The sequence below is a fragment of the Allochromatium tepidum genome (genome assembly GCF_018409545.1).
GTDB classification, from domain to species: domain Bacteria; phylum Pseudomonadota; class Gammaproteobacteria; order Chromatiales; family Chromatiaceae; genus Thermochromatium; species Thermochromatium tepidum_A.
The window spans coordinates 996,047-1,019,925 of sequence record NZ_AP024563.1 but is presented as its reverse complement, the minus strand read 5'-3'; the positions used below and the strand labels follow the sequence as shown (position 1 = coordinate 1,019,925).

Genomic DNA, 23,879 nt, shown 5'->3' with positions numbered 1-23,879 from the left:
TCAACGATAGGGCGCGTCGGCCGCGCGTGCGGCGGCGATCTCGGCTTCGTATTTGTCGCCGATTTCGAGCAGCTTGTCCTTGGTCAGGATGTGCTCGCCGCGCGTCTCGAAGTGGTATTCATAGATGCCGGTCTCCACGATCGAATCGACCGGACAGGACTCCTCGCAGAAGCCGCAGTAGATGCACTTGAACAGATCGATGTCGTAGCGCGTGGTGCGGCGCGAGCCGTCTTCGCGCGGTTCGCATTCGATGGTGATGGCCAGCGCCGGACAGACCGCCTCGCACAGCTTGCAGGCGATGCAGCGTTCCTCTCCGTTGGGATAGCGGCGCAGGGCATGGAGTCCGCGGAAGCGTGGCGAGATCGGCGCCTTTTCTTCCGGATACTGGACGGTGAACTTGCGCTTGAAGAAGTACCGGCCCGTCACCGACAGCCCCTTGAAGAGCTCGGACAGGGTCAGACTGCGCAGATAGTCGCGGGCGGTTTGCAACATCTCAGGTCTCCAGATCACGCCGACCACCAGGGCGGCAGTCGATAGACCACCGCGAGCGCCACGACCAGGATCCAGACGATCGTGATCGGAATGAAGACCTTCCAGCCCAGGCGCATGATCTGGTCGTAGCGGTAGCGCGGGAAGGTCGCCCGCAGCCACAGGAACAGGAACATGAAGGCGAAGGTCTTGAGCAACAGCCAGTGGAAGCCGTCGCCCAGGAGCCGGTTGGCTTCGCTCCAGTCCGCCGGCAGCGGCGAGAGCCAGCCGCCCAGGAACATGAGCGCAGTCAGGGCCGAGATCAGCACCATGTTGGCATATTCGGCGAGGAAGAAGACCGCGAACGCCATGCCCGAATACTCGACATGGAAACCGGCGACGATCTCGGACTCGCCCTCGGCGACGTCGAAGGGGGCGCGGTTGGTCTCGGCGACGCCCGAGATCAGATAGACGCCGAACAGCGGCAGCAGCGGCAGCCAGAACCAGGTGAAGAGGCTCCCTTCCTGGGCCGCGACGATGTCGCCCAGATTGAGGCTTCCGGCCGCGACCAGCACCCCGACCAGCGCGAAGCCCATCGCGATCTCATAGGCGACCATCTGCGCCGCCGAGCGCATGGCACCGAGCAGGGCGTATTTCGAGTTCGAGGCCCAGCCGGCGATGATGATGCCGTAGACCCCGAGCGAGCTGAGCGCCAGGATGTAGAGCAGTCCGGCATTGATGTCGGCCAGCACCAATCCCTCGTCGAAGGGGAAGACCGCCCAGACCGCGAGCGCCGGGGCGATGGCGATCATGGGCGCGAGCAGGAAGAGCGTCTTGTCCGCCCTGGTGGGGATGACGATCTCCTTCATCAGCAGCTTGACCGCGTCGGCGATCGGCTGGAGGAGTCCCCGCCAGCCGACCCGGTTGGGTCCGATGCGTACCTGCATGTAGCCGATGACCTTGCGCTCGGCATAGGTGTAGTAGGCCACCAGTCCGAGCAGCGGCAGGATGATGGCGGCGATCTTGAGCAGGATTTGGATCAAGACCGGCAGGCTGTTCCATAGTTCGATCATGACTGCCTCATCCTCTCTCGCCGTGGGCCGAGCGGCCGCTGAGACGTTCGAGTCCGACCGGACCCATCATGGCTCCCAGCCCTTCGCTGCCGGGGACGGCGGCGGGAATGAGCGCCGCGCCGACCGCGACTCGGGCATCCAGGAACAGATGGGTCTCGGCCTGGGTCTCGCCCTGGGTGATGCGCACACAGTCGCCGGCGGCCAGACCCAGTTCGGCCGCCTGATCCGGATGCAGCCGGACGGCGAACTCGGCGCCGGGCATCCGGGCGAGTGCCGGGGCGCGACGCACCAGCGGGTCGAGCGAGTAGCAGGGCACGGCGCCGACGCGCGTCAAGCCCGACTCGGCGGTGAGCGTCGGGCCGGCGACGGCCTGGGTCGCGCGCGGGGTGTTGTCGGGCGTGGCCTCGGCGCAGAGCGCGGCCAGTTCCTCGCGGATCTCGGTTGTGTCGCGATACTCGAAGCCGGACAGATCCAGCAGGTTGCCCAGGACACGCAGCACCTTCCAGCCCGGACGCGCCTCGCCCGGCGGGGCCACGGCGCCCTGGAACGACTGCCAGGTGCCGCTCGCGTTGACGAAGGTGCCGGAGGTCTCGGCAAAGGCACCGATCGGCAGCAGCACGTCGGCGGCCGCGCGCAGTGACGGTGCATCGAAGGCCGAGCCGGCGACGACGAACTTTGCCTGTTCGCAGGCGGCCATGGCGCGGGCCGGGTCGATCAGATCGCGATCCGGCTCCAGGCCCCAGAGCACCAGGGTAGCGAGCGGCTTGTCGAGCATGGCGCCGACGGCCAGTCCGGGCGTCTCGGCCGGATGCGCACCGGGCAGGATCGCCGGATGGGCGCCGGCCAGATGCGCGCCGATGCTGTTGGCGGCGGCCGGCAGATAGCCGACGCGCACACCGGCCGCTTCAGCGATCACGCCCGCCAGCGCCTTGAGCAAACTGTAATCGGGATGGGCTTCGGCCAGCGCGCCGAGCAGTACTACGCCCTGCCCGTCCGCCTGTTTCAGTGCCTGGGCGAAGGCTTCATGCGCGTCGGTCGGTTCGCTCGCGCCGATCAGGTCAGCCGGCACGCCCGAGCCGCGCGCGTCGAGTGCCTTGGCGATGGCGGCGAGATCCGCAACCATCCGCGCCGGTGCGCTGAGGATCTGGGTCGAGCGATGGTTGAGTTCCAGCTCCAGCGGATTGACGCACAGCACCTCGGCCCCATCCAGCGCGGCCTGACGAATGCGGTGTGCGAGCAGCGGCTGTTCCTGGCGGATGTGCGAGCCGATCAGCAGGATCGCCTTCTGTCGCGGCAGTTCGGCGACCGGCAGCCCCAGCCAGGGGAACAGCGGATCGGCGGCATCGGCGCGGAAATCCTGCCGGCGCAGACGGTGGTCGATGTTGTCGCAACCCAGACCGCGCGCGATCCGCGCCGCCAGATAGAGTTCTTCCAGCGTCGCATTGGGCGCCATCAGCCAGCCCAGGTCGGCGCTGTCCGCCGCCTTGAGCCGCTCGGCGACATGGGTCAGGGCTTCGGTCCACTCGACCTGATGCCACTCACCGTCGCGCTTGACCATCGGTGCTTTCAGACGATCCGCGCCATTGAGACCGGCATAGCTGAAGCGGTCGCGATCCGAGATCCAGATCTCGTTGACCGCCTCGTTGTCGTTGGGATGCACGCGCATCACCTGACCGCGCCGCACATGCAGCCGCAGGTTGGAGCCGAGTCCGTCGTGCGGCGCGATGCCGGCACGTCCGGTCAGCTCCCAGGGCCGCGCGGTGAAGCGATAGGGCTTGGAGGTCAGCGCCCCGACCGGACAGAGATCGATGACGTTGCCCGCCAGCTCGTGCGTGACCGCGTGGGCGATATAGGTGCCGATGCGCATGTCCTCGCCGCGTCCGGTCGCGCCCAGCTCGCGCACACCGGCGATCTCGGCGAAGAAACGCACGCAGCGGGTGCAATGGATGCAGCGCGTCATGTCGGTGGCGATCAGCGGACCGAGATCCTCGTCCAGCACCACGCGCTTGCGTTCGCTGAAGCGCGAGACATCGCCGCCATAGCCCATGGCCACGTCCTGCAACTCGCACTCGCCGCCCTGATCGCAGATCGGGCAGTCGAGCGGATGGTTGATGAGCAGGAACTCCATGGTGGCGCGCTGGGCCTCGATCGCCTTGGGCGAGCGGGTCCGGACCTTCAGGCCCTCCCCGACCGGGGTCGCGCAGGCCGGCACCGGCTTGGGGAAGGGGCGCCCCCCCTGCTCGGCCTCGACCAGGCACATCCGGCAGTTCGCCGCGATGGACAGCTTTTTGTGATAGCAGAACCTGGGGATCGAAATGCCCTCGCGATCGGCGACCGCGATGATCATCTCGCCCGGCGCCGCCTCGCAGACGCGGCCATCGATCTCGATGTTGATCTTGTCCGTCATCAAAACCTTTCCGGTTGAAAGCCGGCCCTATATCTTAGGGGCGGAATTTTTGAATGGGCACCGGCTTTTCACCGGCAGGGCCTGTAGGCTCTGCTCCCGACTGGAGCCTTTAGCGATGATGCCGCTATTGCGGTGCGACACGCTTTAATATTTTTCTGCTCATTCCCATACTCCAGCGTGGAAGCATCGGCTGTGACCAGCAACGGTTCGTTTGGCAAAGCGACGCTAGAGCTAAGAGCTAGAAATGCGGCGATCGAAACAATGACGGATGCCCGCTGCTTAGTTAGCTTGCGGTTTTCAACTGTCTCAGCAAGCCGTCATATTGGGCATGAGTTCCCACCCAAAACCACACGATTTTTTCACCGCTCAAAATTCCGACTGCTCTGTAATCTTTCGTAATGCGCACGGAGTAAACTGGAAGACTCGAATGAACTCTTTTGAAGTTCAAACTTGGATACCACGGATCTTCACGAAATAAGGCATAGGCATCTTTAGCCTTGTGTTGAATATCGCGCGGCAATACCCGAAAGCATTTCCAGAATTTTTCGGTGGCTTTTGATATCACAGTTTATTAAAGTCTAGCTCTGTTGTCATGCCTTGCGCTTCTTCCCGCAGAGCCTCGACAGCCATCTGAGCTAAAAAGTCTTCCGATTCAGCAAAAAGCTCATCCCATTTTTTTTCTGACTCAATCTCATCAAGAAGTATTCTAGCAAGAATATTTTGCTCTAAAGCGGAAAGCTTTGAAGCAAGATCAAAAGCTTTTTCAAGCAGACTAGTCATGGCACTTAATCTTTTATACTCAGCTTTTTAAAAGCTATGGCTTTGATATAAAAACAGAGAAATCGCATCAGATGACCGGACGGTATTCTGGTGGCGGAATTGGCTTGCTGTGCGTCTCCGCGGAGGCCAACCAGCTTTCCTTGGCTTTCAGAACTTCCGTCAACGCTTCGTTCGGCGTTTCGCCGAATGCAGAACAGGCTTTCAAATCCGGAATGTCAGCAATGTAGCCATCATCTTCATCACTATATAAAGATGTTGATGTGATAATCTTTCATGATTCGTCTTCCAGTTGAAGATTGTGAATTTCTGCCAATTTGGAGTAATTGCTTGACTTGATAGGGCTTCGCCTTGCCCTGCAAATCTTGCAGATTCAACAATTCCGGAATCTTCGGATGAACGAAAATATGATGACTTCAATTTACTCTGTCCAATCGGAAGCCGAAAGCTTCAGCTATTACTACTGCTTCCGAAAACCGGATATTCTTGGAACCGGATAGCAGTTTCAGGAGAAGCTTGCGCTTTTTCATAAGTTGAAGACGAACTCAGCTTCTTAGTCCATCTTGTCAGAAAAGATACCCTGCCTAGGTGGCTCAAGCTTGCATCAAGCTGCAAGACTCCGCCCATGCTCGATCATGTACGCAAACTCATGCCGATAATGCTGGAGGAAACTCTGCACCGGCATCGCCGCCGCATCGCCCAGGGCGCAGATGGTCTTGCCGCCGATGCGTCCGGCGACGCTATCAAGTAGCTCCAAGTCCTCGGGACGCCCCCGGCCGTCGAGGATGCGCTTGATGACCCGCGCCAGCCAGCCGGTACCCTCGCGGCAGGGCGTGCATTGACCGCAGGACTCATGCATGTAGAAGTGCGACAGGTTGTAGAGCACCTTGACCATGCAGGTTCCCTCGGCGATCACGATGACCGCGCCCGAGCCGAGCATGGAGCCGGCCTTGGCAATCGAGTCGTAATCCATATCGACGTCCATCATGATCTCGCCCGGCACCACAGGCACCGAGGAACCGCCTGGAATCACCGCCTTCAACTTACGCCCATCCTTGACGCCGCCCGCCATCTCCAGCAACGCCCGGAACGGCGTCCCCAGCGGCACCTCGAAATTGTTCGGCGCATTCACATGCCCCGACACCGAGAACAGCTTCGGCCCGCCATTGTTCGGCCGCCCCTGCTCCAGGAACCACTGCCCGCCCTTCTCCAGGATCACCGGAATCGACGCCAGCGACTCGGTATTGTTGATCGTCGTCGGCCGCCCATAGAGACCGACCTGAGCCGGAAACGGCGGCTTATAACGCGGCTGCCCCTTCTTGCCCTCGATGGATTCGAGCAGCGCCGTCTCCTCGCCGCAGATATAGGCGCCCGCACCCAGGTGCGCATAGAGATCGAAGTTCACCCCCGACCCCTGAATATCGCGCCCGAGCAACCCGGCGGCATAGGCTTCGCGCACGGCTTCCTCGAACCGCGCGATCGGCTCGTAGAACTCTCCGCGAATATAGTTGTAACCCACGGTCGCGCCGATGCAATACCCCGCAATCGCCATCCCCTCGATCAACTGATGCGGGTTGTAGCGCAGAATATCGCGATCCTTACAGGTGCCCGGCTCGCCCTCGTCGGAATTGCAGACGATATATTTCTGCCCCGGTGCCGTGCGCGGCATGAAGCTCCACTTCAACCCGGTCGGAAAGCCCGCGCCGCCGCGCCCACGCAGAGCCGAGCGCTTGACTTCCTCGATCAGATCGGCCGGATCGGGACGCTCACGCAAAATCCGCTCCCACTGCGCATAGCCGCCGAGATCGCGATACGCCGCCAGCGTGTGCCGGATCGCCAAATCGAGATGCTGATTGCGGAAGCAAACGGTATTCTGACGTTCGACCATGCCCCTTTACTCCAACCCGTCGATCAGCTGATCGAGCGCCTCAGGCGTCAGCTTCTCGTGATAGACCTTGTCCAACAGCACCACCGGTGCATCGCGACAGGCCCCCAGACACTCGACCTCCTTGAGCGTAAACCGCCCATCGGCCGTGGTCCCGCCCACCTTGACGCCGTACTTGTGCTCGACATGCTCGATCAATTCCTCCGACCCATTGAGCATGCACGAGATGCTGTTGCAGACACAGACCTTGTGCCGACCCTGCGGCTCCAGATCGTACATGCCATAGAAGGTCGCAACCTCGTAGACCGAGACCGCCGGCATATCGAGATAGGCCGCCACGTCGTCCATCAGTTCGGTCGTCAGCCAGCCGCCGTTGGCCTCCTGGACGATGGACAGCGCCGGCATCACCGCCGACTGCTTCCACTCGGGCGGATACTTGGCGATGTGCGCGTCGATGGCCGCGCGGATCTCGGGCGTGAACAGCTCGGATTTGTCGACATCATGCACGACGGCCAGGGGTGCGTTGCGAAAGCTCATCAGCGGTCGATCTCCCCGAACACGATATCCAGTGTGCCGATGATGGCCACCACGTCGGCCAGCATGTGGCCCCTGGACATCTCATCCAGCGCGGCCAGATGCGGAAAACCGGGCGCGCGCACCTTCAACCGATAGGGCTTGTTGGCCCCATCCGAGACGATGTAGCAGCCGAACTCGCCCTTGGGCGCCTCGACCGCCGCATAGACCTCGCCCGGCGGCGGACAATAGCCCTCGGTGAAGAGTTTGAAGTGATGGATCAAGGCTTCCATGCTCTCCTTGACCTCGGCACGCTTGGGCGGCACGACCTTGTGGTCGTCGATCGAGACCGGCCCCGGATTGGCGCGCAGCCAATCGACGCACTGACGGATGATGCGGTTGGACTGGCGCATCTCTTCCATGCGTACCAGGTAGCGGTCGTAGCAGTCGCCGTTCACGCCGACCGGAATATCGAAATCGACCTGATGATAGGCGGCATAGGGCTGCTTCTTGCGCAGATCCCATTCGATGCCCGAGCCGCGCAACATGGGTCCGGTGAAGCCGAGTTGCAACGCCCGCTCGGGCGAGACCACACCGATATCGACCGTGCGCTGTTTCCAGATACGGTTGTCGGTGAGCAGGGTCTCGTACTCGTCGACATGACCGGGGAAGCGGTCTGTGAAGTCCTGGATGAAGTCGAGCAGCGAGCCGTCGCGGGCGCTGTTGCGCTGGACGATCTCGCGCGCACTGTGCCACTTGGACTGACCCTCGTAGCGCGGCATGGTGTCGGGCAGATCGCGATGCACACCGCCCGGACGATAATAGGTCGCGTGCATCCGCGCCCCCGAGACCGCCTCATAGCAGTCGAGCAGATCCTCGCGCTCACGGAAACAGTAGAGGAAGACGCTCATGGCGCCGATGTCGAGCGCATGAGCCGCGAGCCACATCAAATGGTTCAGGATGCGCGTGATCTCGTCGAACATCGTGCGGATGTATTGCGCGCGCTCCGGCACCTGGACGCCGAGCAGCTTCTCGATCGCGCGCACATAGCCGTGCTCGTTGCACATCATGGATATATAGTCCAGACGATCCATGTAGCCGATGGACTGGTTGTACGGCTTGTATTCGGCCAGCTTCTCGGTGCCGCGATGCAAGAGGCCGATATGCGGATCGGCGCGCTCGATGACCTCGCCGTCCATCTCCAGCACCAGACGCAGCACGCCGTGCGCCGACGGATGCTGAGGGCCGAAGTTCAGGGTGTAATTGCGGATCTCAGGCATGACGGGCTTCCTCGCCGGAACCTGTGTGACGGCTGTCCTCGCGGATCACGCGCGGCACCAGCACGCGCGGCTCGATGGAGACCGGCTCGTAGACGACGCGCTTGAGCTCGGGGTCGTAACGCATCTCGACCTGACCACTGACGGGGAAGTCCTTGCGGAACGGGTGGCCGACGAACCCATAGTCGGTGAGGATACGGCGCAGATCCGGATGCCCCCGGAAGAGGATACCGTAGAGATCGAAGGCTTCACGCTCGAACCAGTTGGCCGCGTCCCAGACCGGGATCAGCGAATCGACGATGGGCGCATCCGCACCGACATGCACGCGCAGCCGCAACCGATGGTTGTGGGCGAGCGAGAGCAGATGGACCACCACGCCGAAACGCTTGGGATCGTCCGTCTCGATCCGGAGATCGCGATCGACGCCACGCCCGAAGCCCGTCGTCGACGCCTCGTCGGTCTCCCACTCCGAGCGACCATAGGCGGCATAGTCGACGCCGCAGAGATCGATCAACTGCTCGAAGCGGAAGTCGTCGTGATCGCGCAGGGTCCGCGCCGTGTCGAGCAGTCGCTCGGCGGGCACGACCAGGGTCAGCTCGTCGAAGGCGTCGATCAGCTCGAAGTCCGACTCGGCGAAATGCGCGCGAATGGCCGCGGCGAGCGCGTCCACCCTGGCGGTGCGGGTCAGGATGTGTGTCACCATGATCTCCGAAAGGACTCAGCGGGCGATGGTATTGGTGCGGCGGATCTTCTCCTGCAATTGCAGGATGCCGTAGAGCAGCGCTTCCGCCGTCGGCGGGCAACCGGGGACATAGACGTCGACCGGCACGATGCGGTCGCAGCCGCGCACCACCGAATAGGAATAGTGATAGTAGCCGCCGCCATTGGCGCAGGAGCCCATGGAGATGACCCAGCGCGGCTCGGCCATCTGGTCGTAGACCTTGCGCAGCGCCGGCGCCATCTTGTTGACCAGGGTTCCGGCCACGATCATCACATCGGACTGACGCGGACTCGGGCGGAAGATGATGCCGAAGCGGTCGAGGTCGTAGCGTGCCGCACCCGCGTGCATCATCTCGATGGCGCAGCAGGCCAGCCCGAAGGTCATGGGCCAGAGCGAGCCGGTACGCGCCCAGTTGATCAGCTTGTCGGCGGTCGTGGTGACGACGCCCTCTTCAAGCAAGCCTTCTATTCCCATTCCAGGGCCCCCTTCTTCCACTCATAGATGAAGCCAACGACCAGGATCCCGAGAAACACGACCATGGCCCAGAAGGCGAAGAGGCCCAGCTCACCGAGCGCAACGGCCCAGGGGAAGAGGAACGCGATCTCCAGATCGAAGATGATGAACAGGATGGCGACCAGATAGTACCGGACGTCGAATTTCATGCGGGCGCTCTCGAACGCCTCGAAGCCGCACTCGTAGGGGGAATCCTTTTCGCTATCGGGACGCCGTGGCCCGAGCAGATAGCCCATGACCAGCGGTCCCACGCCAACCAGAATCCCGACCAGGATGAAGATCAGGATCGGCAGATAGTTGTCGAGCACGCTGTCCCCTCTCTGTCATTTTTCTAATATGCGCGGCGGAATCGGGAGTCTAGTGCAGGGTTTGGCGCGCTGTCAACCCTGCCATCAATCCAAATTATTTGATTTTTCAAAGCATTAGATAATTATCTATGACGCAAAGAAAAACGGCATACCGCGTGGGCGATATGCCGTTCATTGTTGGTGCCGACGGCCAGACTCGAACTGGCACGGCTTGCGCCACTACCCCCTCAAGATAGCGTGTCTACCAATTTCACCACGTCGGCTAAAACTGAAATCATTGCTCTTCAGCGTCCTGCCCATCATTACCCACTTCAACCGAGTCATCCCGGCTCGGAGTGCTCTCAATGGGCGCGACCGGAACATCAGCGCTCATGGGCACGTCGGATATCGAACCTGCACCTGGAATCGCCGGCACATCCGAACTCGTCGGGCGCGGCACGGATTCGACCGGTGAGGACGACGGCACGATGATCGCGTCGCCCATTTTATCCATCAAACCGGCCGGGCCACTAGCCTGAGTCGCATAATAGGCCAGGGCCATGCTCGTCAGGAAGAACAGCGTCGCCAGGATCGCCGTGAGCCGCGTCAGAAACGAACCCGACCCCTGGGCGCCGAAGACCGTCGCCGAGGCGCCACTGCCGAAGGCCGCGCCGGCATCCGCGCCCTTGCCATGCTGGATCAGCACCAGACCAATCAGACCCAGCGACAGAAAGACTTGGAGGACCGTCAGAATCGTTTGCATGCGTTACTCAACAATGGGCGTCTCAAGCCGCCGTCTCTCCAGCCTGGCAGATCGCCAGAAAATCCTCGGCCACCAGCGAGGCGCCGCCGATCAAACCGCCATCGATATCCGGCATCGCCAGTAGCTCGGCGGCGTTCGACGGCTTCATGCTGCCGCCGTAGAGAATCCGGACCTTCTCGGCGATCGCGGCGTCATGCGCGGCGATACGGCGACGAATGAAGGCATGGACATCTTGTGCCTGCTCGGGCGTGGCCGTCTTGCCGGTCCCGATCGCCCAGACCGGCTCATACGCGATTTCGATCCGACCGAAGGATTCGATGCCGTTGGCTTCGATGATCGCGTCGATCTGTCCCGCAATCACGGGCTCCATGAAGCCCTGCTCGCGTTGTTCGAGTGTCTCGCCAACGCAGAGAATGGGCGTCATGCCGGCTGAAGTGACCATCGCCAGCTTCCTGGCAACGATGGCGTCGGTCTCGCCATAGTATTCGCGACGCTCGGAGTGTCCGCAGATCACATAGCGGCATCCGAACTCGTTCAGCATCCCAGCCGAGATCTCGCCCGTATAGGCACCACCCGTCTCGGTGCAGACGTTCTGCGCTCCGAGCCGGATCGCACTGCCGGCCAGCAGTCGCTGCCCAAGCTCCAGAAAGACGAAGGGTACGCAGACCGCGATTTCGGACTTGCTTATCCCACTCGAACCTGCGAGGACACCCCGGATCAGCGACTCGGCGCCGGCACGGGTGCCGTTCATCTTCCAGTTACCGGCGATCAGGGGCTGGCGCATGGCGATACGGCTCCATGTTCGTTGCTCAGAGACTCAGACTAGCCACTCGAAGCGAGCAAACAATTATAGACACTTTCGCGCGTTCCGCAAGCCCCCTGTGAACGCAAAATCGTGAGACTTAATCCGGAACGCGCTTTCGGCTACACTCGCACGCATGGCAAAAGGTAACAAGAAAACATCCGACGGCAGCTCGACCATCGCCCTCAACAAGAAGGCCGGGCACGACTATTTCATCGAGCAGCGTCTCGAGTGCGGACTCGTGCTCGAAGGCTGGGAGGTCAAGAGCCTGCGCGCCGGGCGCGTGCAGCTCAAGGAGAGCTATGTCAAGATCCTCCACGCCGAGGCGTTCCTCATCGGTGCGCACATCTCGGCGCTGGCGACCGCTTCGACGCACATCCACCCGGACCCGACCCGCAGCCGCAAGCTGCTGCTCAAGCGCTCGGAGCTCAACCGGCTGATCGGGTTGACCGAGCGCGCCGGCTACACACTGATCCCGACGGCGATGTACTGGAAGCGCGGACGTGCCAAGCTCGAGATCGGTCTGGCCAAGGGCAAGAAGCAGCACGACAAGCGCGCCACCGAGCGCGACCGCGACTGGCAGCGCGAGAAGGAGCGGATCTTCAAGACCGGCTGATTACGGGTCTTGCTTTTTTCTATTGCTCTGGAACCAAAGCTTCCCTATATTGACAAACCTCTCACCTGGGGGCGACATGGCTTCGACGTGGGTCGCAAAACCTGAGGTGCATGCCGAGGTGCGGGAAACCTCGTAAAACCATCCGCAAACCAATAGTTGCCAACGACGACAACTACGCTCTCGCTGCTTAATCCCAGCGGGCCTCAGACCGCTGCCTGCCTATGGACGGCGGATTCCTGGGGTAAAAACACATAGGATCGTGGTGACGGGCGTCCGGACCCGAACCACTAAAACCTAACGGAATCGCCGACTGATCGCCCTGCCCCTTGGGCGGCGGAAGGCTAAAAACAATAAAGCGGGCTAAGCATGTAGGACCAATGGCAGAGGGCTTGCGGACGCGGGTTCGATTCCCGCCGCCTCCACCAAACACCCGTCTCAAGCCGTTCCAAGACATCCCGAAGCCGTAACTTCTCAATAACTCACGGCACGCCCTTGGCGGCTAAAGCCCGTTGGCGCACGATCTCGGGCAACGGCGGGATAGCGCCCACCTGCGGGGCCAATCTGCTGCTCAAGTATCTGGGTGAGACCCCCGCACCACGGCTGCAACGGGCGGCGGCCGTCCGGTGCCCTTCGTGCTGCGCGATGCCATGCTGCGGCTGGATCCGGGCGGCTCACGCCTCTACCGGCGTCATCTGCTGGACAAGCTCAAGGCCAGTCTGCGGCGCAAGTTCGCCGAGCGTCCCTTCCCATTGGCTGTCGACCTGGACGCCATCCGCGACCTCAACCAGTTCGACGACCGGATCACCGCACCGCTCAACGGCTTCGCGGGCGTCTTCGACTATTACACCCGCGCCAGTTGTCGGCCCTTTCTGGCCGACATCCACACGCCCACGCTCATCCTCCAGGCGGCGGATGATCCCTTCATGTTCCCGACCACCGTCCCTTGGGCGCACGAACTCGGTCCCGGCGTGACGCTCGAACCGGCCGCGCACGGCGGGAAACCACGCTACAAAAAGAATTTCCAGGCAACAGCTACGCTCGCGCCGATTGGGTTCGCGAGACCGCGCTGCGCGAACGTTGAGCGTGGATGGAAAACGCCGCTTGATGCGTGGTTGGGCGGAACACGATCAGGGGCGACGAACCGGCGGGCGATACGCGCGCTTTAGACCAACAGAGAGACACGACCGCCATCAACTACCCCGGCCTGAAGGCCGGAGCTTGAAAGAGTTAGGTTGACCAGGGATAGCGGTGAAAATCCGCTCCGTTTGCAACAGGTCGTCAAGACCCACTCCGGGATGCTTCCTCTCTGGGGGCCGGCGTTGAGCACGGGTTTTGTTCCGCCAGTGCTCGCGATTGGCGCGCTGCTCGGCGGATTCTTCTGGGGCTTGCCGCTCGGGCTATAGGCTCAGTGCCTCAAGGAGTGCCCATCGCCGGACATTGAGTGCGGGAAGCGAATCATCAGTGCACGGTGGCGTATTGGTCGGCTTCGCTTTCTTCTCGAACACCTGCAACGCCGGTTGTTTCAGCACGACCACAGCCTCACCATCGGCCCCGGCCCGCGTCCTCAGCTTCCCGGTGAGCGCCGCCCCCCAGTGCCTACCTGTGGACGCTCCGCTGTCGTACCATCGTTGCAAGACAAGCGAAATCGGACCGCGCCGCCATGGTGCCCGCCTGAAAGACCGAGCCCTTCTCAACAACCCAATCAGACGCATCGAGGTGATGAACAGGGGTGCTGAAAAAACTCGAACGCCTCTTGGGCGAAATCGGCGTCCTCAATAGCAAGTTGATCCTGCTGGTCGGTCCCAGACATAGCGGTAAATCCCATTTGCTGCGCCAACTCGGCACTCAGCTCAACATCGAGCCGCTCAACGTGGGCCTGGAGCTGGGGCGCCGTTTGGCCGCCACGCCGAACAACAAGCGCGGCTTCTCGGCAGGCGAACTGCTGCGGGAGATCGCGGACAAGGAACGAACCGAAGCCCCGCTGCTGCTCGACAACCTCGAGTTGCTGTTCGAGCCGAGCCTGCAGATCAACCCGCTTGACATCATCAGGCGGCTGGCTCATTCCAAGCGCGTCGTGGCCGTCTGGCCGGGCGAGCTGCGCGGTGATCGCTTGGTGTACGCCGACATGAGCCACCCAGAACATCGTGACTACAGCCGTGACGGTGTGATCATACTCGAAATGACGCAAAGCCAATAAGAGCAACCTATGGATAAGAACATGAAATACGGAGATCTGATCCAGTTCGAGCAGATCGAATCAGTCATTCAGCTGCTCGATGCCGGGCGCCCGGACGAGGCCAAGAAGCTCGTTGCGACCTATGTCATCTCCGACGACATGGCCGAGCGGATCTCCAAGCTCATGGTTCCCCAGCTCAGTTTCGACGACTCGGTCGATCACAAGGGCGTATTGATCGTCGGCAACTACGGCACCGGTAAGTCGCACTTGATGTCGGTGCTGTCGCTGGTGGCCGAGGATGCCGCCTACGTGCCGCTGATCCGCCACCCGAAGGTCGCCGAAGCGGTTGCCCCGATCGCCGGTCGCTTCAAGGTGCTGCGTATCGAGGTGGGTGGGCTGCAGATGCCCCTGCGTCAGATCATCACCCTGCAGCTTGAGCGTTTCCTCGAAAAGCTCGGCGTCGACTACACCTTCCCGACCGCCGACAAGGAGCTCAACAACAAGGACTCCTTCGAGGAGATGATGGCGGCGTTCGGCGAGAAATTCCCGGGCCAGGGTGTGCTGCTGGTTGTCGACGAGTTCCTGGAGTACCTGCAATCACGTCGCGACCACGAACTGGTGCAGGACTTGGCCATCCTTCGTCAGATCGGCGAAGTCACCAAGCATCTGAAGTTCCGCTTCGTGGCCGGTGTGCAGGAAGCCATCTTCGACAGCGTGCGCTTTCAGCATGTGGCCGACAGTATGCGCCGCGTCAATGAGCGCTTCACCCAGATCCTGATCGACCGCCAGGACGTCAGCTTCGTCGTCTCTGCGCGCCTGCTCAAGAAAACGGCCGACCAGCAGAACAAGATCCGCGAATACCTCACGCCGTTCGCCAAGTTCTACGGCTCCATGAACGAGCGCATGGACGAATACGTGCGGTTGTTCCCGGTGCACCCGGACTACCTGAAGACCTTCGAGCAGATCCACTTCACCGAAAAGCGCGGCGCGCTCAAGACCATCGAGGCCGCCATGCTGGCGATCCTCGACCAGGAGGTGCCCGCCGACAAGCCGCTGCTCATCAGCTACGAGAGCTTCTGGAACACCGTCAAGGCCAACTCGGTCCTGCGCGCCGACCCGAACATCAAGGAAGTCATGCGCGTCTCCGAAGTGCTGGAGTCGCGCGTACAGCAGGCCTTCACGCGCCCGGCCTACAAAGCCATGGCGCTGCGCATCATTCACGCCCTGGCCGTGCACCGCCTGACCACGGGCGGCGACATCCATGTGCCCATCGGCCCCACGGCGGCCGAGCTGCGTGACGCGCTGTGCCTGTTCCAGCCGGGCGTGGATGACATGCCGGGCGATCCGTCCGAAAATCTGTTGTCGATGGTGCAGACGGTCCTCCGGGAAATCCTGAAGACCGTCAACGGCCAGTTCATCTCCAAGGCGCCGGACACCGAGCAGTACTACCTCGACCTCAAGAAAGACATCGACTACGACGCACAGATCGAAAAGCGCGCCGAAGCCCTATCCGACGACGCACTGGACCGCGCCTACTACAGCGCCATCAAGGCGTTGATGGAGTGCAGCGACGATCTGCGCTACCCCGGCTTCCAGATCTGGCAGTACCGGATCGAGTGGCAGGAGCGCCGCGTGGAGCGCATGGGTTACCTGTTCTTTGGCGCGCCCAACGACCGGCCCACCGCCCAGCCCGAGCGCGACTTCTACATCTACTTCATTCAGCCCTTCGACAAGCCGAAGTTCAGCGACAACAACCTGGCAGACGAGGTGTTCTTCCGCCTGAAGTCGCCGGACGAGGACTACAAACGCTACCTGTCGCAATACGCCGCGGCACTGGATCTGGCATCGACCGCCAGCGGTGGCGCAAAAGCCATCTACCAGTCCAAGGCCCAGGATTCCTTGCGGTCCATGAGCAAGTGGCTGCAAGAAAAACAGATGACCGCGTTCGAGGTCACCTACCAGGGCAAGACCAAGACGCTGCAGGACTGGTCCAAGGGCGTGTCACTGCGCGACCGTGCGCGACTGGGCCCGGACGAGCGCATCAACTTCCGCGACGTGGTGAACACCGTCTCCGGTCTGGCATTGGGCCGGCACTTTGCCGACATCGCGCCCGAGTACCCCACCTTCTCGGTGCTGGTCACCGAAGCCAACCGCAAGCAACTGGTGGGCAATGCGCTGCGCGCCCTGGCCGGCGGCACGCGCACCAAGGATGCCGCAGCCATCCTCGATGCGCTGGAGTTGCTCGATGGCGACCGCGTCGATCCGGCCAATTCCCGCTACGCGCAGGAAGTGCTCAATCGCCTCAAGGCCAAGGGCCACGGTCAGGTGCTCAACCGCAGCGAACTGCTGTCGGGAACGTCCGACATCGAGTATTTCGCGCCCAACAAATACCGGTTAGAGCCTGATCTGCTCGTGGTCGTGCTCGGCGGCCTCGTCTACTCCGGCGACATCGTACTGGCGATCACCGGCGACAAGATCGACTCCGGCAAGCTGGTGCAGATCACAGAGCGTTCGCTGGAAGAGCTCAAGCAGTTCAAGCACATCGAGGTGCCCAAGGAGATCAACCTCGCGGTGCTGCGCGCCTTGTTCGAGTTGTTCGACTTGCCGTCCGGCCTGGCGCAGAAGGCCAGCCAGGGGGATACCGAGCCGGTCATCAAGCTGCAGGAGAAAGTCAGTGCACTGGTGCCGCGTGTCCTCAAGGCCGGCTCCGACCTGCAGCAAGGCAAGCTCAGCTTCTGGGGCCAGAACCTGCTGCGGGAGGAAGAAGCCAAAGACTGGCACGCCCGGCTCGATTCGCTGAAGAAGTTCACCGAGTCGCTGGCGCCATACAACACCGTCGGCAAGCTCAAGAACCTGCGCGTCACACAGGAAGAGATCGACGGCCAGAAGAAGAATCTGGAGATCCTGGCCGCCGTCGAGCGTTTGCTCGGATTGGTCGTCGAGCTGGGCAGCACGGCGTCCTATCTCTCGCAGGCCGAGATGGTGCTACCCGCCGAACACCCGTGGGTGAAACAGGCCGAAACCGCCCGCAAGGCACTACTGGAAAAGCTGAGCCGGGACCGCACCGCCGAGCATGCCGCCGAATACCGGCAGACGCTCAACCAGCTCAAAAAGGACTACATCACCGCCTACATCGCCAGCCACAGCAAGGCGCGGCTGGGCGTGGCCGAGGACAAGACCCGCAACGCCCTGCGCAAGGACGACCGCCTGCTGGCGCTGCGTGTGTTGGCCGGCGTGTCGCTGATGCCCACCAGCCAGCTCACCGCCTTCGAGGAATCCCTCAACAGTCTGAAGAGCTGTTCCGCACTGGATGAGCCGACCTTGGCCGGCACACCGGTCTGCCCGCACTGCCAGTTCCGCCCGTCTGCCGAGCAGTCGGAGCTGATCCCGGCGGCCAACCGCCTGCGCAAACTGGACGACGATCTCGACACGCTGCTGGCCAACTGGCAGCAGACCCTGCTGGAAAACCTGGAAGATCCGTTCACACAGGACAGCCTAGGCCTGTTACCGCCCGCATCCAAGAAGCTGATCGACGCCTTCCTGGACTCACGCAAGCTGCCGGACCAGATGACGGCTGAGTTTGCCAACGCCGTGCAGGAAGCACTCTCCGGGCTGGAGAAGATCGCGGTCAAGGGCGACGAGATCAAGCAGGCGCTCTTGCTGGGCGGCTCGCCGGCCACGCCGGACGACCTGCGCCGTCGCTTCGACACCTTCATGAACGAGCGCTGCAAGGGCAAGGATGCGACCAAGCTGCGCTTTGTGATTGAGTGACGTGGCGGATGAGAACCAAAAATCGGCGCTGGCGAGACGGCGATGACAAGAAGAATTTGAGGAACGAACGGATGAAAAACTTACTGCACGGCCAGAAAACTGGCTCAACCGGCCCCGTCGAATGCCTCGGCCAAACCTTCCCCAGCGATGAAGCACGGCGCGAACACTTCCTGAAACTGCTGGCCGAAAAGCTCAAAGACCCGGCATTCCGCAAGCAGGAAGGCTTCCCGCAGGGCACGGACGAAGCCATCCTCGCCATGTCCGACCCGCCCTACTACACCGCCTGCCCCAACCCGTGGCTGGCGGATTTCGTCAAGCACTACAGCCGGCCCTACGACCCGGCGCAGCCCTACCGCCGCGAGCCTTTGGCCATCGATGTCTCGGTGGGCAAGACCGACCCCATCTACAAGGCCCACAGCTACCACACCAAGGTGCCGCATCTGGCCATCGTGCCCTCGATCCTGCACTACACCGAGCCGGGCGACCTCGTGCTCGATGGCTTCGCCGGTTCGGGCATGACCGGCGTGGCCGCGCAGTGGTGCGGCTGCGCCCCGGCGAGCTACCGGCTGGAGCTGGAACAGGCATGGAAAAAGCAAGGCCGGCCCGCCCCCAGGTGGGGCGCGCGGCGCGTCATCCTCAACGATCTTTCGCCCGCCGCCACCTTCATCGCCGCCAATTACAACCTGCCGTTCGACGTGGAAGCCTTCGCCCGCGCCGGCCGGCAGTTGCTGGACGAGCTGGAGCACGAGATCGGCTGGATGTATGAGACCCTGCACACCGATGGCAAAACCAAGGGGCGGATCGAGTACACGGTGTGGAGCCAGGTATTCACCTGCCCGGAGTGTGCGGGCGAGGTGAATTTCATCGAGGAAGCCTTGGATGAAGACTCCAAGCGCGTCAAAAATGAATTTCCCTGCCCACATTGCGGGGCAGGTTTGACCAAGTCTCGACTAGAGCGTCTCTACACGACGAAGTTTGATCCCTACATCGGCACGACGATTCAAGTTCCAAAGCGTGTGCCGACGTTGGTCGTTTACTCGGTCGGGACATCGCGGTGCGAGAAGAAGCCCGGTCCGGATGATCTAAGCCTCGTTGAGCGAATCGAGGCTATGCCGCTCCCGCCAGCGGTGCCGACGACCGCAATTCCTCCGATGCACATGACGCACGAGCGGGCGCGGATGGACTACGCAGGCATTACCCACATCCACCACTTCTTCCTGCCGCGCGCCGCGCAGGCCATGGGCCGCTTGTGGCAGAAAGCCAAGGCCCACCCCGATGCGCGCATCCGCGCGTTTTTGCTGTTCATGGTGGAGCAGGCGGTGTGGGGCTTGTCGGTGCTGAATCGGTACGGCCCAACACATTTCTCGCAAGTCAATCGCATGCTGACCGGCGTGTATTACGTTGCCTCTCAACACGCCGAATGCAGCCCTTGGTACAACCTCGGCGGCAAACTGGATCGGCTGGTCAAGGCGTTTCGCGCTTACAAAGTCAGTGCTGGCCACACGGCCATCAGCACCGGCACCGCCGCCCGGCTGCCGCTGCCCGATGATGCGGTGGATTACATCTTCACCGACCCGCCCTTTGGCGAAAACATCTACTACGCCGACCTCAACTTTCTGGTGGAATCCTGGCACGGCGTCACCACCGACGCCCAGCCCGAGGCCATCATCGACCGCTTCAAACACAAAGCGCTGCCCGACTACCAGCACCTGATGCAGCGCTGTTTTGCCGAGTATTACCGGGTGCTCAAGCCGGGCCGCTGGATGACGGTGGTGTTCTCCAACAGCAAGGCGGCCGTGTGGAACGCCATCCAGGTGGCCTTGCAACAGGCGGGCTTCGTCGTGGCCGAAGTCACCGCCCTGGACAAGCAGCAGGGCAGCTACCGGCAGGTCACCTCCACCACGGCGGTGAAGCAGGACCTGGTGATTTCCGCCTACAAACCCAACGGCGGGCTGGAGGATCGCTTTCATCGCACCGGCGCGACCGTGGAATCTGCGTGGGACTTCGTCCAGACCCATTTGAAGCAATTGCCGGTCGTCAAGGTCACGTCCGGTTTTCAGCAGGAGCTGCTGAACATCGTCGAGCGCGACCCGCGTCGCATCTACGACCGCATGGCGTCCTGGTTCATCCGCCACGGTGCCATGGTGCCGATCTCCACGCCGGAGTTTTTGGCGGAGCTGCCCGTGCGTTTTCGCGTGATGAACGGCATGGTGTTCCTGCCCGAACAGTTGGTCGAATACGAAAAGGCGCGATCGCGCATCCCGCAGGTGAAGCAGGCAGAGTTGTTCATTTCCGATGAGCGCAGTGCCATCGACTGGCTGACCAATTTCCTGCTCAAGCGCCCATCGACCCGGTCGGAGATTCACCCCGAATACATCCCGCAGATCGGCGCAGCCAAGCGCAAGGGCGAGATCATCCCAGAGCTGGATCAGCTGCTCGAGGACAACTTCCTGAAATACGACGGCACAGGCGATGTGCCCAGCCAGATCCACAGCTACCTTTCCTCCAACTTCAAGGAGCTGCGTGGCCTGGAGAAATCCGACCCGCGCCTGAAAGCCAAAGCCAAAGACCGTTGGTACGTGCCCGACCCGAACAAGGCACAAGACCTGGAGAAAAAACGCGAAAAGGCGCTGCTCAAGGAGTTCGAGACCTACAAGGCATTTACCGGTCGTAAGCTCAAGGAGTCGCGCCTGGAGGTGCTGCGCGCCGGCTTCCGCGCGGCTTGGGCGGCCAAGGACTACCAGACCATCATCCGCATCGCCCACAAGCTGCCCGAAGAAACGCTGCAAGAGGACGAGAAGCTGCTCACCCTCTATGACCTGGCGCTGACCCGAACGGAGGACGCATCATGATTGTGGGCCTGACGATTCGCAATTTCAAAGGCATCAAAGAAATCATCAACTTGCCGCTGTCTACTTTTCATGTGCTCGTGGGGCCTAATGGTGTTGGTAAGACCACTTTTTTGGATGCCATCGACTTTGTGCGCGACTGCCTGGTACAGGGCCCCGCTTCAGCGGTCGAGTCGCGCCATATTGCGGATTTCAACGACCTGACCTGGTTGCGGCAGGGTGGAACCATCGAAATCGAACTGTGGCTTGATCTTTCCGCGCAACTTAAGGAACAAACTGAAAGTTTGTTGAATTATCGGCTTGCCATTCGACAAGACCCAAAATTGGGCGTATGCGTGGAAGATGAACAGCTCAGACAGTATTCCAAGAACTGGCTGCCCAGCGGGGAGAAGCTGACGTTCAGCAACAAGGTCAAGCCCAAAAGGCTATTAGGAAAAACCACTAAAGGTACTGACTTTTACTCCCGGGAAAAGGGAACCTATCAAGACTCCTTCAATTTCGGCCTCGATAAGCTGACCCTGGCTTTGACTCCACCCGACGAGGAGCGTTATCCAACGGCAAATGCCGTGCGCAACTTCCTCATGCAAGGTGTGCGCTACTTCCAGCTCAACAGCCCGGCGATGCGCCTGCCGTGTCCGGCCACCCGATCGACGCATCTGGATCTGGATGGCACCAACCTGGCGCGAGTCGTGGGACGCTTGCTGGGTGCAAATGGTGGGCTGGGGCCATTCTGGGCTGGGCCAGGCTCGCCCGTTGCGCGCTGGACAGAGCACTTGCGCTATGCATTGCCGGACTTGGACCGTATTGGGTGGGCCCGGCGGCAGGCAGACAACGCCGAATACTTGATGCTGCGCTACGAAAACGGTCTGGAGGCGCCGAGTTGGGTGCTCTCCGACGGCACCTTACGCATGATGGCGCTGACCATTCCAGCCTTTTTACCTTATGAAAACGCGGTGTACATGGTTGAGGAGCCAGAAAACGGTGTACACCCCAAGGCACTGGAAATCATCCTTCGATCTCTATCGTCTATTCCCGGATCGCAGATGCTGCTGGCGACACATTCGCCATTTGTGGTGCAGCAATGTGGCGTGGAGCCGCTTTTGTGCTTCAGTCGTGACGAGCAAGGGGCGCATATCACACCGGGCGCAGAGCATCCCATGCTCAAGGCTTGGGACGGGACGCCTGATCTCGGCATCGTTTTTGCCGCCGGGGTGCTGGAATGAAGGATTTGCTCGTCTACGTCGCCGATGCCGATGCTTTGGCCTTCCTGAGATCAATTTTGAATAAACATCAGGCACTTGGTATTTGTGCAATTAGCTTTGATATCGAACGCCATCCGCAGCGCGATGCAGGAATGGTGCAGAGCGGCGCAGAACTGGCACGCATGAAGAAGAACCTTTACGGCAAGGTCATACTGATGTGGGACCATCACGGCTCGGGGCGCGACCATAAGCAGAATTCGATCCAGGTTGCTGGGGAAATTCAAAATAAGCTGGATGCATACACTTGGAGCGGCAATAGCGCGGTCACAGTGCTGGTACCTGAACTTGAGCAGTGGTTGTGGCATTGCGAAAATGCTGTCGCTGCCCACTGCAACGTGACAACTGCGCAGTTGGAGGAATGGGTCGCGCAGCGTGCGCAGAAGCTGAACATCTCTGCAGAGACTCTGAAGCGGAATCAGCCCAAAGAGCTTTTCGAATATGTCATGCGCGAAAAACTCAAACGCACCATTTCTCCAAGAGATTTCGAGGAAATCGGTAGTCGTGCCGGAATCACTAAGTTGCTAGCGTGCGACTCATTCCGATCGATTTATGATGCACTTCGTCATTGGTTCCCGCCTGACATGCAAGAACTCGGCGAGTGATGATGGTTTCGGAAGCTCAAGTCTCGTCCATGCATCTCTCGCTGGATTACGCCGTCGGCGACTGGTGCCGGCATATCCGTCAGGCATCACCTTGCCGTGTGATCGATCGCCAAGACGTGTGGGGCGAGGTCGCCTACCGCGTCTGGCTGCCGGCCAAGGACGCGGTGGTGCGCGCCCGTGGGGTGGACCTTGCTGCGCTGGAGAGCGTGCGCCCGAGCGTCGAGCAGATCCTGCACACCACGGCGGCGGCCAAGTTGCTGGATGCACTGGAGGACAATCTGCTGCCGGCACCGATCCAGTCCAGCGTGGTGCCGCTTCCGCATCAGCTCTATGCGTTGAACCGCGCGGTGAGCCGCGACCGCGAGCGCTTCGAGGACCTGATCTCAGTGGCGTGGGATCTGGTCATCATCGACGAGGCCCACCGCATGGGCGGCTCGACCTCCCAGGTAGCCCGCTACAAGCTGGGCGCGGCGCTGGCGGAAGCCTCGCCCTATCTCTTACTACTGTCAGCCACACCGCACCAGGGCAAGACCGATCAGTTCATGCGACTGATGCAGTTGCTGGACCGCGACGCTTTCCCGGACGAGAGCAGCGTCAGCCGTGACCGGGTACGCCCCTTCGTGATCCGCACCGAGAAGCGTGCGTCCATCAATGCCGAGGGCCAGCCGCTGTTCAAGCCGCGTGTCACCCGGCTGCAGGCGGTGGCCTGGCAGGCACGACATGGCTCGCAGCAGCGCCTCTACGAGGCGGTGACCGACTATGTGCGCCATGGCTACAACCAGGCTATGGCCGCCAAGCAGCGCCACATCGGTTTCCTGATGATTCTGATGCAGCGGCTGGTGACGTCCAGCACAGCCGCCATCCGCACACGCTGGAAAAGCGTCAGGCCCTGCTGGAGGCACCACAGCCGCAGGCCAACCTGTTCGAGAACACCAGCCCGGATGAGTGGGCCGATCTCGACGGCCAATCGCAAGCCGAATCGGCCTGCCCGCCGTGCGCGAGCACCGGCGCAAGCGACTGCAACAGGAACACGATGCGCGCATGGCCGCCCTGGACGACATGGAGGCCGGCGTGCCGGATTTGAGTGCCGTGATGATGGTGCGCGTCGGAGGTGATG

At 61.6% G+C, this 23,879-nt stretch carries 20 protein-coding genes, 1 tRNA gene, 1 other RNA gene and 1 pseudogene; 9 read left to right on the top strand and 14 right to left on the bottom strand.

Translation table 11 applies throughout. The features are described 5' to 3' along the window. The 14 genes from nuoI to tpiA form a co-directional block, all read right to left on the bottom strand. Complete coding sequence (gene nuoI, locus Atep_RS04715) at positions 1 to 492, bottom strand: NADH-quinone oxidoreductase subunit NuoI (RefSeq protein WP_213380501.1); 492 nt, start codon at positions 490 to 492, stop codon at positions 1 to 3. Positions 493 to 506: 14 nt separating this feature from the next. After that, entirely contained in the window at positions 507 to 1,541 is a 1,035-nt protein-coding gene (gene nuoH / locus Atep_RS04710; protein ID WP_213380500.1) for an NADH-quinone oxidoreductase subunit NuoH, read from the bottom strand. A 7-nt stretch (positions 1,542 to 1,548) separates the two neighbouring features. Further along, positions 1,549 to 3,948 (bottom strand): NADH-quinone oxidoreductase subunit NuoG, encoded by a 2,400-nt coding sequence (gene nuoG / locus Atep_RS04705; RefSeq protein ID WP_213380499.1) that lies wholly within the window; start codon positions 3,946 to 3,948, stop codon positions 1,549 to 1,551. A 283-nt stretch (positions 3,949 to 4,231) separates the two neighbouring features. After that, positions 4,232 to 4,513 carry a ParE family toxin-like protein gene (locus tag Atep_RS17085; RefSeq protein ID WP_419467334.1) on the bottom strand — a complete coding sequence of 94 codons (282 nt, stop codon included), beginning with the start codon at positions 4,511 to 4,513 and terminating at the stop codon, positions 4,232 to 4,234. Next, positions 4,510 to 4,728, bottom strand: coding sequence for a hypothetical protein (locus tag Atep_RS04700; protein WP_213380498.1), 219 nt, complete (start codon positions 4,726 to 4,728; stop codon positions 4,510 to 4,512). The genes Atep_RS17085 and Atep_RS04700 overlap by 4 nt, the downstream gene beginning before the upstream one ends. A 601-nt stretch (positions 4,729 to 5,329) precedes the next feature. Beyond that, the gene (nuoF, locus tag Atep_RS04695; protein WP_213380497.1) at positions 5,330 to 6,613 is read right to left on the bottom strand and encodes an NADH-quinone oxidoreductase subunit NuoF; all 1,284 of its coding nucleotides are present in this window, start codon (positions 6,611 to 6,613) and stop codon (positions 5,330 to 5,332) included. A 6-nt stretch (positions 6,614 to 6,619) separates the two neighbouring features. Next, positions 6,620 to 7,147, bottom strand: coding sequence for an NADH-quinone oxidoreductase subunit NuoE (gene nuoE, locus Atep_RS04690; RefSeq protein WP_213380496.1), 528 nt, complete (start codon positions 7,145 to 7,147; stop codon positions 6,620 to 6,622). Next, entirely contained in the window at positions 7,147 to 8,403 is a 1,257-nt protein-coding gene (locus tag Atep_RS04685) for an NADH-quinone oxidoreductase subunit D (protein ID WP_213380495.1), read from the bottom strand. The genes nuoE and Atep_RS04685 overlap by 1 nt, the downstream gene beginning before the upstream one ends. Further along, entirely contained in the window at positions 8,396 to 9,103 is a 708-nt protein-coding gene (locus Atep_RS04680) for an NADH-quinone oxidoreductase subunit C (RefSeq protein ID WP_213380494.1), read from the bottom strand. The genes Atep_RS04685 and Atep_RS04680 overlap by 8 nt, the downstream gene beginning before the upstream one ends. A gap of 15 nt (positions 9,104 to 9,118) precedes the next feature. Beyond that, positions 9,119 to 9,595 carry a NuoB/complex I 20 kDa subunit family protein gene (locus tag Atep_RS04675; RefSeq protein WP_012971611.1) on the bottom strand — a complete coding sequence of 159 codons (477 nt, stop codon included), beginning with the start codon at positions 9,593 to 9,595 and terminating at the stop codon, positions 9,119 to 9,121. Beyond that, complete coding sequence (locus tag Atep_RS04670; protein ID WP_012971612.1) at positions 9,586 to 9,942, bottom strand: NADH-quinone oxidoreductase subunit A; 357 nt, start codon at positions 9,940 to 9,942, stop codon at positions 9,586 to 9,588. The genes Atep_RS04675 and Atep_RS04670 overlap by 10 nt, the downstream gene beginning before the upstream one ends. A 178-nt stretch (positions 9,943 to 10,120) precedes the next feature. Next, a tRNA-Leu gene (locus Atep_RS04665) sits at positions 10,121 to 10,205 on the bottom strand. Positions 10,206 to 10,216: 11 nt separating this feature from the next. After that, a complete protein-coding gene (gene secG, locus Atep_RS04660; RefSeq protein ID WP_213380493.1) occupies positions 10,217 to 10,684 on the bottom strand; it encodes a preprotein translocase subunit SecG in 468 nt (155 codons plus the stop codon). A 22-nt stretch (positions 10,685 to 10,706) separates the two neighbouring features. Further along, the gene (gene tpiA, locus Atep_RS04655; RefSeq protein ID WP_213380492.1) at positions 10,707 to 11,468 is read right to left on the bottom strand and encodes a triose-phosphate isomerase; all 762 of its coding nucleotides are present in this window, start codon (positions 11,466 to 11,468) and stop codon (positions 10,707 to 10,709) included. 154 nt (positions 11,469 to 11,622) lie between these two features. Here tpiA and smpB point away from each other — a divergent pair, with 154 nt between their 5' ends. The 9 genes and pseudogenes from smpB to Atep_RS04610 all read left to right on the top strand — a co-directional run bounded on the left by smpB (position 11,623) and on the right by Atep_RS04610 (position 23,877). Continuing rightward, a complete protein-coding gene (gene smpB, locus Atep_RS04650) occupies positions 11,623 to 12,102 on the top strand; it encodes an SsrA-binding protein SmpB (protein ID WP_176975476.1) in 480 nt (159 codons plus the stop codon). Positions 12,103 to 12,169: 67 nt separating this feature from the next. Continuing rightward, positions 12,170 to 12,527, top strand: a transfer-messenger RNA (tmRNA) gene (ssrA, locus tag Atep_RS04645). Between the two features lie 58 nt (positions 12,528 to 12,585). After that, positions 12,586 to 13,100: pseudogene (locus Atep_RS04640) on the top strand (YheT family hydrolase); the annotation flags it as partial. A gap of 731 nt (positions 13,101 to 13,831) precedes the next feature. Continuing rightward, positions 13,832 to 14,299, top strand: coding sequence for a BREX-3 system P-loop-containing protein BrxF (gene brxF / locus Atep_RS04635; RefSeq protein WP_213380491.1), 468 nt, complete (start codon positions 13,832 to 13,834; stop codon positions 14,297 to 14,299). Positions 14,300 to 14,320: 21 nt separating this feature from the next. Next, positions 14,321 to 18,049, top strand: a complete 3,729-nt coding sequence (locus tag Atep_RS04630) for a DUF6079 family protein (RefSeq protein WP_213380490.1) — start codon at positions 14,321 to 14,323, stop codon at positions 18,047 to 18,049. 71 nt (positions 18,050 to 18,120) lie between these two features. Continuing rightward, positions 18,121 to 20,901 carry a DNA methyltransferase gene (locus Atep_RS04625; RefSeq protein ID WP_213380489.1) on the top strand — a complete coding sequence of 927 codons (2,781 nt, stop codon included), beginning with the start codon at positions 18,121 to 18,123 and terminating at the stop codon, positions 20,899 to 20,901. After that, positions 20,898 to 22,121 carry an AAA family ATPase gene (locus Atep_RS04620; protein ID WP_213380488.1) on the top strand — a complete coding sequence of 408 codons (1,224 nt, stop codon included), beginning with the start codon at positions 20,898 to 20,900 and terminating at the stop codon, positions 22,119 to 22,121. Before Atep_RS04625 ends, Atep_RS04620 begins: the two co-directional genes overlap by 4 nt. Next, the gene (gene mads4, locus Atep_RS04615; RefSeq protein WP_213380487.1) at positions 22,118 to 22,762 is read left to right on the top strand and encodes a methylation-associated defense system protein MAD4; all 645 of its coding nucleotides are present in this window, start codon (positions 22,118 to 22,120) and stop codon (positions 22,760 to 22,762) included. Before Atep_RS04620 ends, mads4 begins: the two co-directional genes overlap by 4 nt. A 29-nt stretch (positions 22,763 to 22,791) precedes the next feature. Then, positions 22,792 to 23,877 carry an SNF2-related protein gene (locus tag Atep_RS04610; RefSeq protein ID WP_236786492.1) on the top strand — a complete coding sequence of 362 codons (1,086 nt, stop codon included), beginning with the start codon at positions 22,792 to 22,794 and terminating at the stop codon, positions 23,875 to 23,877. The last annotated feature ends 2 nt before the right edge of the window (positions 23,878 to 23,879 follow it).